The 15,406-nt window shown below is 74.4% G+C and carries 12 protein-coding genes; 5 read left to right on the forward strand and 7 right to left on the reverse strand.

The window, feature by feature from the left end; all coding sequences use genetic code 11:
• Window positions 1-560 precede the first annotated feature (560 nt).
• On the reverse strand, window positions 561-3,920 hold the full coding sequence (locus ACIQFX_RS17085) for an AfsR/SARP family transcriptional regulator (protein ID WP_402463772.1): 3,360 nt from the start codon (window positions 3,918-3,920) through the stop codon (window positions 561-563).
• Window positions 3,921-4,061: 141 nt separating this feature from the next.
• On the opposite strand from ACIQFX_RS17085, the gene ACIQFX_RS17090 reads away from it, so the two are divergent.
• A complete protein-coding gene (locus tag ACIQFX_RS17090; RefSeq protein WP_402463774.1) occupies window positions 4,062-5,348 on the forward strand; it encodes an alkene reductase in 1,287 nt (428 codons plus the stop codon).
• On the opposite strand, the gene ACIQFX_RS17095 is transcribed toward ACIQFX_RS17090, so the two are convergent.
• The 5 genes from ACIQFX_RS17095 to ACIQFX_RS17115 form a co-directional block, all read right to left on the reverse strand.
• Window positions 5,341-6,837 carry a TerD family protein gene (locus ACIQFX_RS17095; RefSeq protein ID WP_402463856.1) on the reverse strand — a complete coding sequence of 499 codons (1,497 nt, stop codon included), beginning with the start codon at window positions 6,835-6,837 and terminating at the stop codon, window positions 5,341-5,343. The genes ACIQFX_RS17090 and ACIQFX_RS17095 overlap by 8 nt on opposite strands.
• 188 nt (window positions 6,838-7,025) lie before the next feature.
• A complete protein-coding gene (locus ACIQFX_RS17100; RefSeq protein WP_402463776.1) occupies window positions 7,026-8,423 on the reverse strand; it encodes an APC family permease in 1,398 nt (465 codons plus the stop codon).
• A gap of 552 nt (window positions 8,424-8,975) precedes the next feature.
• Window positions 8,976-10,148: an oxygenase MpaB family protein gene (locus ACIQFX_RS17105; RefSeq protein WP_402463778.1), complete on the reverse strand. Its 1,173-nt coding sequence runs from the start codon at window positions 10,146-10,148 to the stop codon at window positions 8,976-8,978.
• A 20-nt stretch (window positions 10,149-10,168) separates the two neighbouring features.
• Entirely contained in the window at window positions 10,169-11,215 is a 1,047-nt protein-coding gene (locus ACIQFX_RS17110; protein WP_402463780.1) for a polyprenyl synthetase family protein, read from the reverse strand.
• Window positions 11,208-11,486 (reverse strand): polyprenyl synthetase, encoded by a 279-nt coding sequence (locus tag ACIQFX_RS17115; RefSeq protein ID WP_402463782.1) that lies wholly within the window; start codon window positions 11,484-11,486, stop codon window positions 11,208-11,210. Before ACIQFX_RS17115 ends, ACIQFX_RS17110 begins: the two co-directional genes overlap by 8 nt.
• Window positions 11,487-11,738: 252 nt before the next feature.
• Between ACIQFX_RS17115 and ACIQFX_RS17120 the strand changes: the two genes are divergently transcribed.
• The 4 genes from ACIQFX_RS17120 (at window position 11,739) to ACIQFX_RS17135 (ending at window position 14,416) form a co-directional block, all read left to right on the forward strand.
• Window positions 11,739-12,635, forward strand: a complete 897-nt coding sequence (locus tag ACIQFX_RS17120; RefSeq protein ID WP_402463784.1) for a serine protease — start codon at window positions 11,739-11,741, stop codon at window positions 12,633-12,635.
• 154 nt (window positions 12,636-12,789) lie between these two features.
• Window positions 12,790-13,134, forward strand: coding sequence for an SCO0607 family lipoprotein (locus ACIQFX_RS17125; protein WP_402463786.1), 345 nt, complete (start codon window positions 12,790-12,792; stop codon window positions 13,132-13,134).
• A gap of 311 nt (window positions 13,135-13,445) precedes the next feature.
• Window positions 13,446-14,054 carry an RNA polymerase sigma factor gene (locus ACIQFX_RS17130; RefSeq protein WP_402463788.1) on the forward strand — a complete coding sequence of 203 codons (609 nt, stop codon included), beginning with the start codon at window positions 13,446-13,448 and terminating at the stop codon, window positions 14,052-14,054.
• Between the two features lie 50 nt (window positions 14,055-14,104).
• The gene (locus ACIQFX_RS17135; protein ID WP_402463858.1) at window positions 14,105-14,416 is read left to right on the forward strand and encodes a hypothetical protein; all 312 of its coding nucleotides are present in this window, start codon (window positions 14,105-14,107) and stop codon (window positions 14,414-14,416) included.
• 7 nt (window positions 14,417-14,423) lie between these two features.
• Here the strand turns inward: ACIQFX_RS17135 and ACIQFX_RS17140 are convergent, their stop codons facing one another.
• Window positions 14,424-14,993 (reverse strand): HutD family protein, encoded by a 570-nt coding sequence (locus ACIQFX_RS17140; protein ID WP_402463790.1) that lies wholly within the window; start codon window positions 14,991-14,993, stop codon window positions 14,424-14,426.
• Between the last annotated feature and the right edge of the window lie 413 nt (window positions 14,994-15,406).

Genomic DNA, 15,406 nt, shown 5'->3' on the forward strand with positions numbered 1-15,406 from the left:
GGGAGACGGTGAGCTCCCCGCCCCGCGCCGGGATGAACGAGGCGCGGGTCGTGTGGACGGTGCAGGGCAGCGTGACCAGGCCCCGGGTCAGCCGGCCCCGGTGCGGGAAGACGCCCTGGAGGATTTCGCCGTGATGTACCGGGGCCGAGGCGACACCGGCCCGCCAACCGGAATGATCCACCATGTCCTTGACTTCCTCCGGGGGCCGGACCGCACCGCTCACGAGGCCTGGCCGATCGTGCGGACATCCCCCGCGCCGAGCAGCACGGCTGCGCCGAACCTGCTGGTCAGGCGGCAGTGTGAGGGCAGTTCGGCAGCACGGTAAAGGCGGGGCCCGGGCGGCGGGTAGGGGGCGCGCACACGCGGGGCCCGTACGCGCGGCCGCCTCGATCGCCCCGGGCATCCCGGCGGGCGCCGGTTGATCGGCGAGCCCGTCCCGCGATGCCCCGTCCGGCGATGCCTGCTCGGTCATGACCGGTCTCCTTGGTTCCGTGGAGGCCTCAGTGCGAGGGCCGCGAAGGAGTCGGCCTCGTGTCTCGCCCTCCCCGCGCGAGGGGGTGTCAGGCGCCGGCGGCCTCGCGGATCGCCTCGGCGAGCGGCAGGGCGGCGCCCTCGCGGAACGCGGCCCCGTACGCGGAGGGGCCGAGGCCCGCCCGTACGGCCGCGGCGATGCGGTCCACGTCGGCCCGCTCCGCTTCGGGGAGCGGGGACCCGGCACCGCGGCGGGCGGTGTCCGCCGCGCCGAGGAGGCGCGCGGCCCGGGTGAGGCCGGGGGTGTCGCCGGGGAGCGCGGCGGCTCCGGCGGTCCCCTCGAAGGAGAGCGCGAGGGCGCGCGGGTCGGCCAGTCCCCGGGCGAAGGCGAGGCCGCGCGCCTGGTACGCGGCGGCCCGGTCGGCCCGGCCCCGGAGCTCGGCGGTGAAGCCGAGCTCGACATGGATCAGGTGCTTCCCCGCGGCCGACGACGGGTACGCGTCGCGCATCGTCCGCAGGTGCCGCTCGGCGGCGTCGAGGTAGCCCGACCGGCGGGCGCCGAGGGCGAGACCCATGAGCGCGAACACCTCGCCGAACACGTGGCCCTGGTCGGCCGCCTCGCGGCGGGCCCGCTCGTGCAGGACGCGGGCCTTCTCCCACGCGCCGTCCAGGAGCGCGAGCCGCCCCAGGCCGGCGAGCCGTGCGGACGCCTCCGCGGGCAGGCCGAGCCCTTCGGCGAGCCGTAGCCCTTCGGCCTGGCGTGCGGTGGCGGCGGCGTAGTCGCCTTCGATCTCGGCGAGTGCGGCGAGTACGGGCACGGTCTGCAACTCGCCCCAGCCGTCGCCGAGTTCCCGGAAGGCCCGGGCCGCGCCGACGCCCTCGTCGCGCGCGGCGACCAGGTCCCCGGCGGCGAACGCGGTGTGTGCGCGCAGCGCCCGGGCGGCGGCGACACCCCACGGATCACCGGCTTCGGTGAACCGTGCGAGGGCACGCGCGTTGACGTCCCGCGCCGCCGCCGGATCACCCGCGTGGTGGAGGCCGTACGCGAACAGCCACAGCGCGCGGCCACGACGTACGGGATCGGCGATCTCCGCCTCGGGGCAGTCCGTGTCGGGCACACGCTCACCGGCCATCATGGCGAACGCCCCGTGCAGAAGCCGGAGTTCGGCCGCACGGCCGCCGGGAACGGCCTCCAGGGCGGCGGCGAGCGTCCGGCGCGCCTCGTGCAGGCGTCCCCGCAGCAGCCACCACGGGCACAGGGCGGTGGCCAGTCGCTCGGCGCTCGCGGTGTCGCCGGTGCGGAGGGCGTGGTCGAGGGCCGTGCGCGTGTTGGGGGACTCGGCGTCCAGGCGGGCGAGCCAGGCCCGCTGCCCGCTGCCGCGCAGGTGCGGCGCGGCGCGCTCGGCGAGGTCGAGGTGGTACCGGAGGTGGCGCGCCGACGCGCTCTCCCACTCCCGTGCTTCGTGCAGCCGGTCGCGGGCGTAGACGGCGACCGATTCGAGGAGGCGGTAACGCGGCCCGGCCGCGGTGGCGACGGTCATGACGAGGGACCGGTCCACCAGGCGGCCCACCAGGTCCAGGACGTCCTCCCGGGCGATGCCGTCGCCCGCGCAGACCGTCTCCGCCGCCTCCAGCGCGCAACTCCCCGCCGGGACGGCCAGTCTGCGCAGCACGGCCCGCTCGTCCGGTTCGAGCAGGTCCCAGCTCCAGTCGATGACCGCCCGCAGGGTCTGCTGCCGGGCGGGCAGCCCCCGCTGCCCCGACGCGAGCAGCCGGAACCGGTCCCCGAGCCGCGCCGCCAACTCCCGTACCCCTACGGCGCGCACCCGCGTGGCGGCGAGCTCCAGGGCGAGGGGAAGGCCGTCGAGTCGGCGGCAGATCTCCGCGATGGCGTCCCGGGCGCTCCCGGGCCCGTGGCCGAAACCGTCGTTGTCCCCGCCGTCCCCGCCGCCGCCGGCCTCTCCGTGCTCGTACCCGTCCTTGTCCTCGCCCTTGCCCTCGTCCTCGCCCTCGGGCGTGAAGCCCGGCGCCGCCGCCACCGCCCGTTCCGTGAACAGCCGGGCGGCGGCAGCGGGATCGAGGGGGTCGACCGCGTACACCGCCTCACCGGGCAGCCGCAGCGACTCCCGGCTGGTCGCGAGGACGCGCAGCCCCGGCGCTCCGTGCAGCAGGGACCCGACCAGCTCGGCGGCCGGTTCGATCACGTGCTCGCAGTTGTCGAGGACGAGCAGCACCTCGCGGTCCCTCAGCGCGGCGAGCAGCGCCTCCGACGGGCCGGCCGCGCCGCGTCCGGGCGACGCCGAGTCGCGGACGCCGAGCGCCGCGGCCACCGCCTGGACGAGATCGGCGGTCCCCGCCGTGTCGGCGGGCAGCCCGGCGAACTCGACCAGCCACACGCCGTCGGACGTCCCGCCGTCCGGATCACGGGAGAGCCGCTCGGCGACCTCCAGGGCGAGCCGGGTCTTCCCCACACCGCCCGGCCCCGTCAGCGTGACCAGCCGCCCGGCCCCGACGAGCCGCCCGACCGCCTCCAGGGCCGCCCCGCGCCCGATCAGCTCCGTCGCCGCGACGGGCAGGTTCCGACGGCGCGACCCGCCTTCGTACGGGTCCGGGGCGTGCGGAGGGGAGACGCGGGAGTCCGGGACGGCCCCTGATGAGCGTGCGGACGTCGGCCGGAGCGCAGCCGTCGGCTCGGGTGCGGGCGCGGCGGAGGGGGCGAGTCCGGCGTCCTGGCGCAGGATCGCCTCGTAGAGGGAGGCGAGTCGGGGGCTCGGGTCGAGGCCGAGCTCGTCGGCGAGCAGGGTGCGGAGTTCCGTGTACGCGGCGACCGCCTCGCTCTGGCGTCCGGCGCCGTACAGGGCGCGGATGCGCACGGCGCGCAGGCGCTCGCGGAGCGGGTGGTCGGCGACGAGCGCGGCCGTCTCGCCGAGCAGCGAGGGGTCTCCGAATTCCAGCCGCGCCTCGGCCTGTTCCTCGATGACGGCGAGGCGTTCCTCGGCCAGGCGATGCGCCGACGGGCGGGCGAACTCCTCGTCGGCGAAGTCCGCGTAGGCGGGCCCCCGCCACAGGTCGAGGGCCTCCGCGAACAGGGCGGCCCGGGTGCGGGGTTCGGTGGCGAGGCGGGCCTCGGCCGCGAGCGCGCGGAAGCGGTCGGCGTCGACCTCGACCGTCCCGTCGTCGAGGCGCAGCCGGTAGCCGGCCGGCTGGTGGGAGACCCGGTCGCGGCCGATGGCCCTGCGCAGCTGGGAGACCTTGGCCTGGAGTGCGTTGGCGGGGTTGCCGGGGGCGGCGTCGCCCCAGATGTCGTGGACGAGCCGGTCCGTCGGCACCGGGCGGCCCTCGTGCGCGAGGAGGTCGGCGAGGAGGGCCCGCACCTTGGTCTCGGGCACCCGCACCGGCTTGCCGTCGGCATCCCACACCGCGACCGGACCGAGCACCCCGAACCTCATGGCGGGAACCCTACACACCCATGATCATCCGACTTTCGGAGGACCGTCAGCGAACCGTCAGCGATCCCGAAGCGTCCCGCGCGACCTTTGGTCCAGCGGGGCCCGCCGGCCCCGAAGGAACAAGGACGAGGGAGCACGACCATGAGCACGACCATGAGCACGACCACCACCACCGCCACCGCCACCGCCACCTCCACCGCCACCTCCACCGCCACCGCCACCGCCACCGCCACCAAGGTCACGCCCACCGACGCCGGCAGCCCCACGAAGGCCACCACGCTCGCGACGACCGGCACGCTCACGCCCTCGCCCGCGGCCACGGCCGACACGGCCCCCTCGGGCCACGAGGCCTCCCCGCTGTTCCGGCCCGCCCGCCTCGGCGCGCTGCGCCTGAAGAACCGGCTGGTCATGGCCCCGATGACGCGGAACCGTGCGGGCGCGACCGGGGTACCTGAGCCGATCATGGCCACGTACTACGCCCAGCGCGCCTCGGCCGGGCTGATCATCGCGGAGGCGGCGACGCCGAACGCGGTGGGGGCCACGTACCCCCACATCCCCGCGATCTACGACGACGCGCACGTGGCCGGGTGGCGGCGGGTCACCGAGGCGGTGCGGGAGGCCGGCGGGCAGATGTTCCTCCAGTTGCAGCACGGCGGGAGGGTCGGGCATCCCGGGACGAGCGGGCACCACCCGCTGGCCCCGTCGCCGGTGCCGCTCCCCGACACGGTGTTCACCCCCTCCGGGCACCAGGAGGCAGTGGTCCCACAGGAGATGACGGAAGCTCAGATCGCTTCCACCGTCGCCGACTTCGCCGCCGCGGCGCGCCGGGCCGTGGACGCGGGGTTCGCGGGGGTCGAGGTGCACTCCGCCAACGGCTACCTGCTGCACCAGTTCCTGTCCGGCGCCACCAACCGGCGTACGGACGGATACGGCGGCTCCGTCGCACACCGCATCCGCTTCACGGTGGAGGTCGTCCGCGCGGTCGCCGAGGCGATCGGCCCCGAGCGGGTGGGCGTGCGGATCGCCCCCGGCGTCACCGCCAACGGCATGTCGGAGGACGACGTCGACGCCGTCTACCCGGCGCTCCTGGACGCGCTGCGCGACCTGGGCCTCGCGTACCTGCACGTCGTGTTCGCCGACCCCGACCAGCCGCTCTTCCACACGCTGCGCGCCGCCTGGCCGGGCACGCTCATCGCGAACCCGGCCCTGCCCTGGCCCGGTCCCCTGCCCGCCGACGGCGGGCGAGGCGCCGGCGAGCGGCTCCTCGCGGCAGGCGCCGACCTGGTCTCCCTCGGCCGTTCCTTCCTGGCCAATCCCGACCTGGTCGCCCGGATGCGGATCGGCGCCCCCCTCAACCCGATCCGCGACGCCCACCTGATGTACGTCGGCGGCGAGACCGGCTACACCGACTACCCGACGCTCACCTGAAGCGCCCCTGCCGGGTCGGCGGCTGCACCCGCTTCAGGTGGGCCCGCCACGGGCCGTCCGCCATCTCGAACTGCACCACGAGCGGCCCCTCGGGCAGCGGAACGGTCTCGCGGCGCTTGCCGATCTCGTTGACGACGTTCTCGTCCTCGGGCAGCTCGGTGTGGTCGTCGTGCCCGTGGAGTTCGAAGACGTTCACGATGAGGTTCTCGTCACCGCGGTAGTGGATGGCCAGGTCGGCCACGCCCCCCGTGTGCAACAGCACCTCGGGGCCCCGGAAGTCCGTCTCCTCCTCCGTCAGCCGCCGGGCCGCCGCCAGCGGCGACACCTCCAGCCGCCACGGCCCCTCCGCCTCCACCTTCAGCCGCAGGGTCCCGTTCTTCGGCACCTTGGCGAGCACCCGGCCCCGGAAGTCCTCCTCCGTGCTGTTGACGAGGAAGTCCTTCTCCTTGTTGCGCCAGTTGAGGACCGACATCCCCGTGTACCCGTCGCCCTCGACGTCCAGCTGGACGACGACCGGCCCCGGCGGCAGCCCGTCGACCGTGATCACGTCGTTGTCCCGGCCGATCTGCGTGTACGGCTCGAACACCGGCCCGTACGACCACCAGCCCGACCCGGACCCTGCGGCGGGCACCGGCACCGGCACCTGCGTCACCGGCGGCGTCGGGACTCCGAAACCGGGCGCCTGCGGGGCCCCGTAACCCGGAGCCTGAGGGGCCGCGTTGTAACCCGGAGCCTGCGGGGCTCCGTAACCCGGAGCCTGCGGGGCGCCGTAGCCCGGGACCTGCGGGACACCGGAGTCCTTCGGCAGCGGCGGCCCGAAGCCCGGCGCGGGGGCAGGAGCCGGCGGAGGCGCGAAGTTCGGCGCAGGAGCCGGAGCGGGGGCAGGAGCCGGGGCAGGCGCAGGAGCCGGAGCGGGGGCAGGAACCGGGGCGGGGGCAGGAACCCCCGTGGTCGGCACCGCCCCGGGAGTCGGTCCCGAGGGAACGCCCGATGTCGGGGCGCCCGCGTCCGCCACGTCGACGCCGTGGTCGGTGGCCAGGCCGGCGAGGCCGTTCGCGTAGCCCTGGCCGACGGCGCGGAACTTCCAGCCGCCGGCGCGCCGGTACAGCTCGGCGATGACCATCGCCGTCTCCTCGGCGGCGTCCGTCACGTCGTACCGGACGACGGAGGTGCCGTCGGGCGCGAAGGCCTCCACGGCGGGTCCGACGACGTCGCGCAGCGCGCCGCGATCGGTCGAGCCGACGACCAGGACGCGGGTGATCTGCTCCTCGACGGACGGGAGGCCGACGTCGAGCCAGGCCGTTCCGCCGCCCGCCGCCGTGAGCCGTACGGCGCCGGACGGATGCGCGGGAGCGCCGTGGAAGACGACGTCGCCGTCCCCCCGGACCACCCCGTGCTCGGTGAGCAGCAGCGCCATCGCGTCCAGGCCGCCGTGCACGGCGATCCGCAGCGGCACGGACGGCACGTAGCCGTTGCCGCCCTTGGTCATCTCCCCCACGACGCACCGGTCCTTTCCTTCATGTCCCCACCCTCGTCGTCCACGGAACGATCTTGCAGCGGGCGGCGGCCGCGGACAAGCCCGTGCGGGAAGACGGAACTCGGGGGAACGACGAAGCCCGGGGGCCGGGGCGGTGGTGCACCGCCCCGGCCCCCGGATGGGATGCCGGGTCCGGAGGATCAGGCCTGCTCGTCCTCGGGGATGCTGACCAGCCAGCGGGTGTCCTTGCGCGGCCGCAGGTACAGGGCCCAGTAGAGGGTGGCGACCGCCGTGATGCCGCCGGTCCACAGCAGGTACTCGGTCTCCTGCATGGAGAGGACGTACGCGAGGACGCCGATGAGCAGCAGCGGGACGGCCGGCCACAGCGGCATGCGCCAGGCGGCGACCTCGCGGTGCGCGCCCCGGCGGCTGAACAGCGCCGCCACCGCGACCAGCAGGTACATGCCGGTGACGGAGACGCCGGTGACGCCGTAGAGGGTGTCGAGGTTGACGAAGCACAGGGCCGCGCCGGGCACGCCGACGAGCAGGGTCGCGACCCACGGGGAGCCGAAGCGGCCCAGTCGGGACAGGGCGTTGTTGACGGGCTCGGGCCAGGCCTTGTCGCGGGCGGAGGCGAACAGGACGCGGGAGTTCTGGATGACCATCACGATGCCGGCGTTGATGATGGCCAGTGCGACGCAGAGGCTGATGAAGGTGCCGACGGCGGAGTTGGACCAGGCCGCGATCATGCCGCTGATGTCGCCGCCGGTGAGGGTCTCCAGGTCGCCCGCGCCGAGGGTGATGGCCACGACGGGCACGAGGATCACGACGGTGGAGATGGCCAGGGTGGCGAGCACGGTGCGGGCCACGCTCTTGCGCGGGTTCTCCAGCTCCTCCGAGAGGTAGACGGCCGTGGAGAAGCCCTGGGTGATGAAGAGGGCGATGGCGAGGCCGGAGACCACCATGGCGCCGGTGACGAGCGAGTGCGTGCCGCCCTCGCCGGCGACCTGGCCGTGGACGAGGGCGCCGACGCCGCGCTCCGAGTGGGCGAAGCCCAGGACGGCGACGATGCCGGCCGCGACGACCTCGAGGACGAGGAAGATGCCGGTGATCCAGGCGTTGGCGCGCAGGTCGAGCAGGCCCGCGAGGGTCGCGAGGAGCATCACGCCGGCGCCGGCGATCGGGGCCGGGATGTGGACCAGGGGTGCCAGGTAGTCGGCGGTCCCCATGGCGATCACCGGGGGCACGATCATCACGACCAGCAGGGAGAGGACGAACACCAGCCAGCCGGCCAGGCGGCCCGCCAGGGTCGAGACGATGGCGTACTCGCCGCCCGCGCTGGGGACGAGGGTGCCCAGCTCGGAGTAGCAGAACGCCACGCCGATACAGAGCAGCGAGCCGATCGCGATGGTCAGCGCGGCGTAGGTGCCGACCCCGCCGAACAGGTCGGGTACGACCACGAACAGCGTGGAGGCGGGGGTCACGCACGACAGCGTGAGCAGGGTGCCGCCCAAGACACCGATGGAACGCTTGAGCTTCTGCGGCACGGGGCCGGTCGGCGGGGCCAACGCGTGCGGCGCGCTGAGGGTGTCGGTCATCAGACGGTTCCGATCGGTGAGCAAGGTGTTTCCGAATGGGAGCGGTATCGCCTCCGAGGCGGCCGGTGATCATGTGGGTCCGTGGCTCCCGGGCTGAATGGAAGCGCGGGCAGAACCGCAGGTCAATGGCACACCTGCTGCGGAATCCGTTGTTCCGACACGCCTTTCGGGAGCCTCGGGACGCTAAGAACGCGTCAAGACCGCGCAATCGCTCCGTACGGGAACCGCAGCCCGGCCGCCCGGAATTTTCCCGCGCTTTACCGCCGGTCCGGGGGATGGACACCGCGCCGGAGCCGTGCCCGGCCTGCGACGCTTACGACACGGCCGCCTCACAGGGAAACCGGAAAGGGCCGGGAAACCCGAAGGGAGGGGACCGGCCGGCGCAGGCGGTCCCCTCCCCGGGCGGCCGTTTCGACGGGATGCCGGAGGCAGGCGGTGATCAGCGCGGCGGCGTGCTCCTCGCCGCGGGCGTTCTCGGTGCGGGTCTCCTCCGGCAGGACCTGCAGGGCATCGATGTCGTACTCCGCGGGCCGAGGTCCGCCCCCGGCCGGGTCAGTGCGCGGCCGTGGGGACGGTGGCGGCCGGCGGTGTCCACCGGCCGTTGCGGGGCGGTCCCGCCGGAACGCCGTAGTCCTTCCTGAGGTGTTCGGGGATGGCGTAGTGCATGACGCGGCCGCGGGTGAGGGAGGACAGTTCGAGGACGGTGGCGAGGTGGCCGAGCCGGTCCAGCGCCCAGGCGCCCAGCGGGGAGCGGTCCTCGATGGTCTCCAGGACGCCGAGGAGGTGGGGGACGGCCTTGACGACGGTGTCCCAGCGGGTGCGGGGCACGTCGAGCCAGTCGGCGCAGGTGTCGCCGACGAGGTGGCGGATGAGGGCCGAGACGATCGGGTCGAAGAAGGTGCCGGGCACGACCTCCTCGTACAGGTCGATCAACTGCCGGGTGAGGTGGGCGCCTTCCGGCGAGGGCCCCATGTGCCGGATCATGTACAGGTCGAGGAATCCGCGGGCCTCTTCGAGGGTCTTGGGCACGGCGTCCTGGTCGACGCCGAGCATGGCGCCGACGACGCGCCAGGCGTAGTAGTAGGCGTCCGCCCCCTCCGTCGACATGTGGATGCCGAGGCGGTGCAGGCTGTCGAGGACGAGCATCGAGAAGAACATCTGCCCGCCGATCATGTCCTCCTGACAGATCGGCACCCCCAGCGACGCGGTGTCCCAGCGGTTCTCGCGCTCGAGGTGGTGGCGGATGGAGGCGTGGAGGAGGCGGACCTTCTGGGCGGCGGGGATGAAGCGGCTGCCGGCCTCGAAGGCGTCGGGCTGCATCAGGTGGACGGTGAACTGGCCCGTCTCCGCCATGCGCTTGGAGGGGTACTTCAGGCCGTGCGTCGCCGACAGCAGTCGCGCCACGTGGGGGACGACGTAGCAGGCGGGCATGGAGGCGAAGGAGAGGGCGGTGGAGATGTGGACGTTGTTGTCGATGAAGAACAGCCGGGCCTTCTCCATCTCGCCCCAGTCGACCCAGGCCGGCGGGGCGGCGGTGGCTTCGAGGTACTCGCGGGCGACGTCGGGGAGCCCGTCCGGCAGCGGGGAGCCGGCGGTGGACACGTACCGCATGAGGGTGTTGAAGGTGCCCACCTCGCCGCGTTCGAAGAGGGTGGCGACGGTGGCGTCGGCGAGTTCGTCGCCGCTCTGCCGCAGGGCGTCCATCGACGCCTCGGTGTGGGTCATGGCGGGTTCCTCGTTCTGCGTCAGTGGCGGCGGACCGCGGCCGAGTGGGCCAGGGCGGTGAGCGCGGTGGCGGGGGCCTGGGGCAGGTTCAGCTCGTCGAGGGCGCTCAGGGCCCCGTCGACCCGTGCGGTGATCATGGCCTCGACGCGTTCGGGTGCCCGGAGGCGCCGCATCAGCGCGCGTACGGCCTCCGGCGCGTCCGGGGCGGGCCGGTCGAGGAGGTCGCGCAGCAGGGCGCGGTCCTCGGCTCCGGCGAGCCGCCAGGTCTCGGCGAGCAGGGCCGTCGGCCGGCGGCCGCGGACGTCGTCGGAGCAGGCCTTGCCGGTGGTCTCCTCGTCGCCGAACAGGCCGAGCAGGTCGTCCCGCAGCTGGAAGGCCTCGCCCAGCGGGAGGCCGTAGGCGGAGTACCCCTCGCGCAGCCGCCGGCCGGCGCCGGCCAGGGCGCCGCCGATCAGCAGCGGCTGCTCGACGGTGTACTTGGCGGTCTTGTAGCGGATGACCTTGAGCGAGGCCTCGGTGTCCGGGGCGGCTCCGGTGTGGAGGATCTCCAGGCACTCGCCCGCGACCAGGTCCCGGGCGAGCGCGGCCCACAGGGGGCGGGCGCGGCCGAGGTAGGCGGCGGGCAGGCCGCTGGTGACGAAGAGCTGCCCCGCGAGCGACATGAGCAGGTCCCCGACGAGCATCGCGAGGGACCGGGCTCCGGCGTCGACCCGCGGGTGGTGCGCCACGGCGTCGCGCAGGGCCATGTGCGCGGTGGGCCGGCCGTGGCGCAGGGGGCTGTCGTCGATGAGGTCGTCGTGCACGACGGCGGCCGCGTGGACGAGTTCCATGGACGCGGCCGCACGCACGAGGGCGTCGCCGTCGGGTTGCCCGACCGCCCGCCAGCCCCAGTAGCAGAACGCCGCCCGCAGCCTCTTGCCGTCGGCGACGGCCGCCTCCAGCTGCTCGGCGACCGGTCCGAGCGCCGGGTCGACCGCCGTCAGCCGGTCGGCCTCCTCGGCCGCGTACCGCCGCAGGACCTCGTCGACGCGGGCCTTGAACGCGGCCGCGTCCCACCGCTCAGCCACCGTCGGCGGCCCGTCGGGCGAGCGCGTGCCGGGCGAGGACCTCCAGGTGGGCGGGTGGCGGGGAGGCGTACTTGTCGAGCACGAGGCGTCCGCGGGCCTCCAGGTCCCGCCCGGCGTCGGCGGCGACGTCGGCGGCGTCCGACCGCCTCAGCAGCCCCCGTACGATCCCTAACCCCGTTCCCAGCGTGTCCGCGGCCAGGCCGGCGAGACCCGCCGCCACCAGCACCACGCGCTCGTCCAGGCTCTCGCGGGATCCCGATTCCTTCGTCACGCCCACTCCCCCACCCGCGGCACGGCCGCGGCATCGGCACTTCTCGCCTCCAAGCTCGCACCGGTCGGGCGGCGGGACCGGCGGAACTCACCAACGAGTGATCGATTCGAACAGGATTGACGATCACCGCCGCGTCTCGGCCGCCCCCCTTCAACTCGCGACGCCCTCTTGCTCGTTGACCCCATCTTTCTCAGAATGCTCATGACAACCGAAGGATTTTCGGCTGTACGGTCCTCAGAGGGGAACCCCCACATGAACAAGCCTCTCGCCGGCGCCCTGCTCGCCCTGCTCCTGGCAGGCGCGGCGGCGGCCCCCGCCGCGGCGTCCGCGCCCCGGGAAGCGGTCGCGCAGGCCCCGGCCCCCACGACCCGGGCCCAGGCCCCGGCCCCGGCCCCGGCCACCGAACAGGCCGCGGTCACCGTCGACTTCGCGGGAACGGTCGCGCTCAGCAACTGCTCCGGCTCCCTCGTCCGCGCGCCCGGCTCCCTGCCGAGCGACCCCGCACTCGTGCTCTCCAACGGCCACTGCCTGGAGACCGGCTTCCCGGCCGCCGGCGAGGTCGTCAAGGACCAGCGGTCCACCCGCTCGTTCTCGCTGCTCAACTCGGCCGGCACCAAGGTCGCGACGCTGCGGGCCAGCAAGATCGCGTACGGCACGATGACCGACACGGACATGGCGGTCTACCAGGTCACCAAGACCTACGCGCAGATCCAGAGCCAGTACGGCATCAACGCCCTGACCCTCGAAGCCGCCCACCCGGTGCAGGGTTCGTCGATCAAGGTGGTCTCCGGCTACTGGAAGCGGATCTACAGCTGCGACGTCGACGGCTTCGTCTACCGCCTCAAGGAGGGCGGCTGGACCTGGAAGGACTCGCTCCGCTACACCTCGTCGTGCAACACCATCGGCGGCACCTCCGGCTCGCCCGTGATCGACACGACCACCGGCCGCGTCGTCGCCGTCAACAACACGGGCAACGAGAGCGGCGAGAGCTGCACCGTCAACAACCCGTGCGAGGTCGACGAGAACGGCACCGTGACCGTCCGCCAGGGCATCAACTACGCCCAGCAGACCTACACGCTCGTCCCCTGCATCGGCCCCGGGAACGTGATCGACCTCAACCGCGCCGGCTGCACCCTGCCCAAGCCGTGACCCCCGGCCCCGCCGGACGCCCGCCCCGGGCGCCCGGCGGGGCCCTCCGCGCACTCACCCCGGTACGCACCACGACCGGGGTGAGTACGCGTACTCATCACGGGCTCCTCGCCCCCCGCAAGACTGTGCGGACCAGCGAGAGAGGCCACGATCCATGCAGCAGAACCGACGCCCCCGACCGTCCCGCCGCCCGGCCGGCGCCACGCCCGCCCGTCGCGCCCTCCCCGGCCTCGCCGCCGGAACCCTGGCGGCGGCCCTCCTCCTGACGGGCTGCGCGGGCCAGGAGCGCGTCTGCGGCTCCGGCCGCTACCCGGTCAAGGCCGTCGGCAACACCGACGGCCAGGACTGCGCGGCCGACGGCCAGGAACCCCCGCAGGGCTACGTCCGCTACCCGGCCGGCATGGTCCCCGAGTACGTCGGCGACAAGTGGGACCGCCACTGGGGCACCGTCGTCGTGGACGCCGAGGGCCGCCCGGTGAGCCCCACGCCCACCCCGTAGGAGCCGACGGGCCGACCGGGCCGGTACGCGCCGACCGATCGGCGGGGCGCCACCAGGGGGCGGGCCTCGGTGGACCGCCGGACCTCCGCCGAAAGAAACCGGGCCCGCGGCGAATCCTCTTCGGGCCGGTGCGCCTCTTGTCCACGTACCGGCCGAGAGGGCCGGCGGAGACGGAAGGACACACCATGATGATCACCGGCATCGTAGTGATCGGAGCCCTGCTCGTGGGCGCGTGCAGCTGGCACCTGACGCGGCGCCACCGGAGCCGGAACTGACGGACCCGCACCGAGCCTTCCGGATACGAGGAACAGATGAACCCACGCTTTCGCTGGCCGGACGAGCAGCTGATCAGGGCCGCTCAGGACGGCGACGTCACCTCGCTCGCCACCGTCGTCACGGAGTCGCAGCCCCATGTGCGCAAGTTCGCCCGGTCGCTGTGCGCCTCCCCGCAGGACGCGGAGGACGCGGCGCAGGAGGCGCTGATCATCCTCTACCGGAAGATCGGCAGCCTGCGGGCCACGGGCGCGCTCGCCTCGTGGATGTTCCGGATCGTGCGCAACGAATGCCTCCGGCAGGTGCGGTCGCTCGTCGCGCGGGGCGACGGGGCGCCGACCGGGCCGGAGGCGCCCGCGGAACCGTCCGCCGAGGAGACCGTGCTGCACCGGCTCGAGGTGGCGCGGATCGCGGCGGCCGTCGGCGCGCTCCCCCGCGAGCAGCGGCAGGTCCTGGTCATGCGCGACATCCAGGGGCTGCCCGGCAGGACCGTCGCCCACGCGCTCGGTCTGAGCAACTCGGCGATGAAGTCCCGCCTGCACAGGGCGCGCATCGCGCTGCGCCACTCGCTGGCGACGAACGAGCCGGCACCCGCCACCACCGTCGACCGCACCGTCGAAGGAGACCCATCGTCGTGGACACCCTGAACACCGTGAAACCCGTGGAGCCCGCGAAGCCCGTGCTGACCGCGAAGCCCGTGCCACCCGTGCCGGGCGGGGCGGACCTGGTCACCGTGCGGTCCGCGGCGCCCGCCGCGAACTTCGCCAGCAAGTCCGTCCCCCGCCACCTGGCGCGCGGTGCCATCGGCTTCGGGCTGATCATCGGCTCGATCGCCCTGGTGCCCGTCGCCGGCCCCGCCACCCTGCTCGCGGCCCCGCTGGCGCTGATCGCCTTCCGCGGCTGCCCCACCTGCTGGATGGTCGGCCTGGCGCAGACCGTCTCGCGCGGCCGACTGGAGCGGCAGTGCGTGGACGGCGTGTGCACGCTCGCGAAGGCGCCGGTCGACTGACCCCGCGTCACCCCACGGGAACGACGTCCGCCCACAGGGCGGCGGCGCCGGGCGAGAGCGGTGCGACCGCTCGGCCCGGCGCGTCGTCGTCCCCGTCCCACCACACGCCCTGACCGGCGTCCAGGGCGGGACCGTCGGCCCCGGCCCGCCAGTGACCGCCCAGCACGTACAGCACACCGGCGTGCCCGGCAGCCGGTACGACCGGACCGGTGACCCGGCCCACCCGGGCCGTACGACTGCCCCGCCGCACCATGATGTTGAGCACCCGGCAGGCGCCGCCCGGCAGTTCGGCGCTCAGCGCGAGGTCGCCGGAGAAGGCGAAGGGCTCGCCCACCCGCTCCAGGAGCCGGTCGAACGCCCCGGGGGAGGTCAGCCGCACGCCGTCGCCCGCCAGCAGGGTGAGCGTCCGGTCGACCCCGGGGAACGCCGAGAACGGCCCGTCCCGGTCGATGTCGGCGATGCTCGCGCGCCACGCGAACCCCTCGTCCGCCACCGGCCGCGACACGATCTCCCGGGTGGCTCCCCCACCGTTGCGCCAGCGGCCGGCCGTCAGGGTCTCGACGTCGAAGGGGTGCATGCGCGGGCTCCTGAACGGGGAAGGCGATCCGGGTGCGGAGTCTATGCGGCCCTCCCCGACGGCCCGGCGACCGCACCCGGACGCGGAGCCGTTCCCTTCGGGTCGGATTACGGCCAACAGGAGGGGGCCGCTCCGGCCGTGGGGCCGCCGGCCCCCGGAATCCGGGCGGGGGCGGCCCCGAAGAGCGATCCGGCCGGCCCCCCGTGCGGCGCCGTCGCGGAAGGATCGCCTCGGGATCGCGGTGCGGTCACACCGCTGTCGTCGTCCCATCACATTCCGGGGCGCCAGGATGGCCGGAACCCGCACGCCGCGGCCCCTCCGGCCCGGACCTGCGTTGATCACGTCATGCCCGCCTCACATACTGCGCTGACCGGCGGCGGGCGCCCCCGCGCCATCGCCCCGGAACCGACCAC

The sequence above is a fragment of the Streptomyces sp. NPDC093089 genome (assembly GCF_044754405.1).
In the GTDB taxonomy this organism is placed as follows: Bacteria; Actinomycetota; Actinomycetes; order Streptomycetales; family Streptomycetaceae; genus Streptomyces.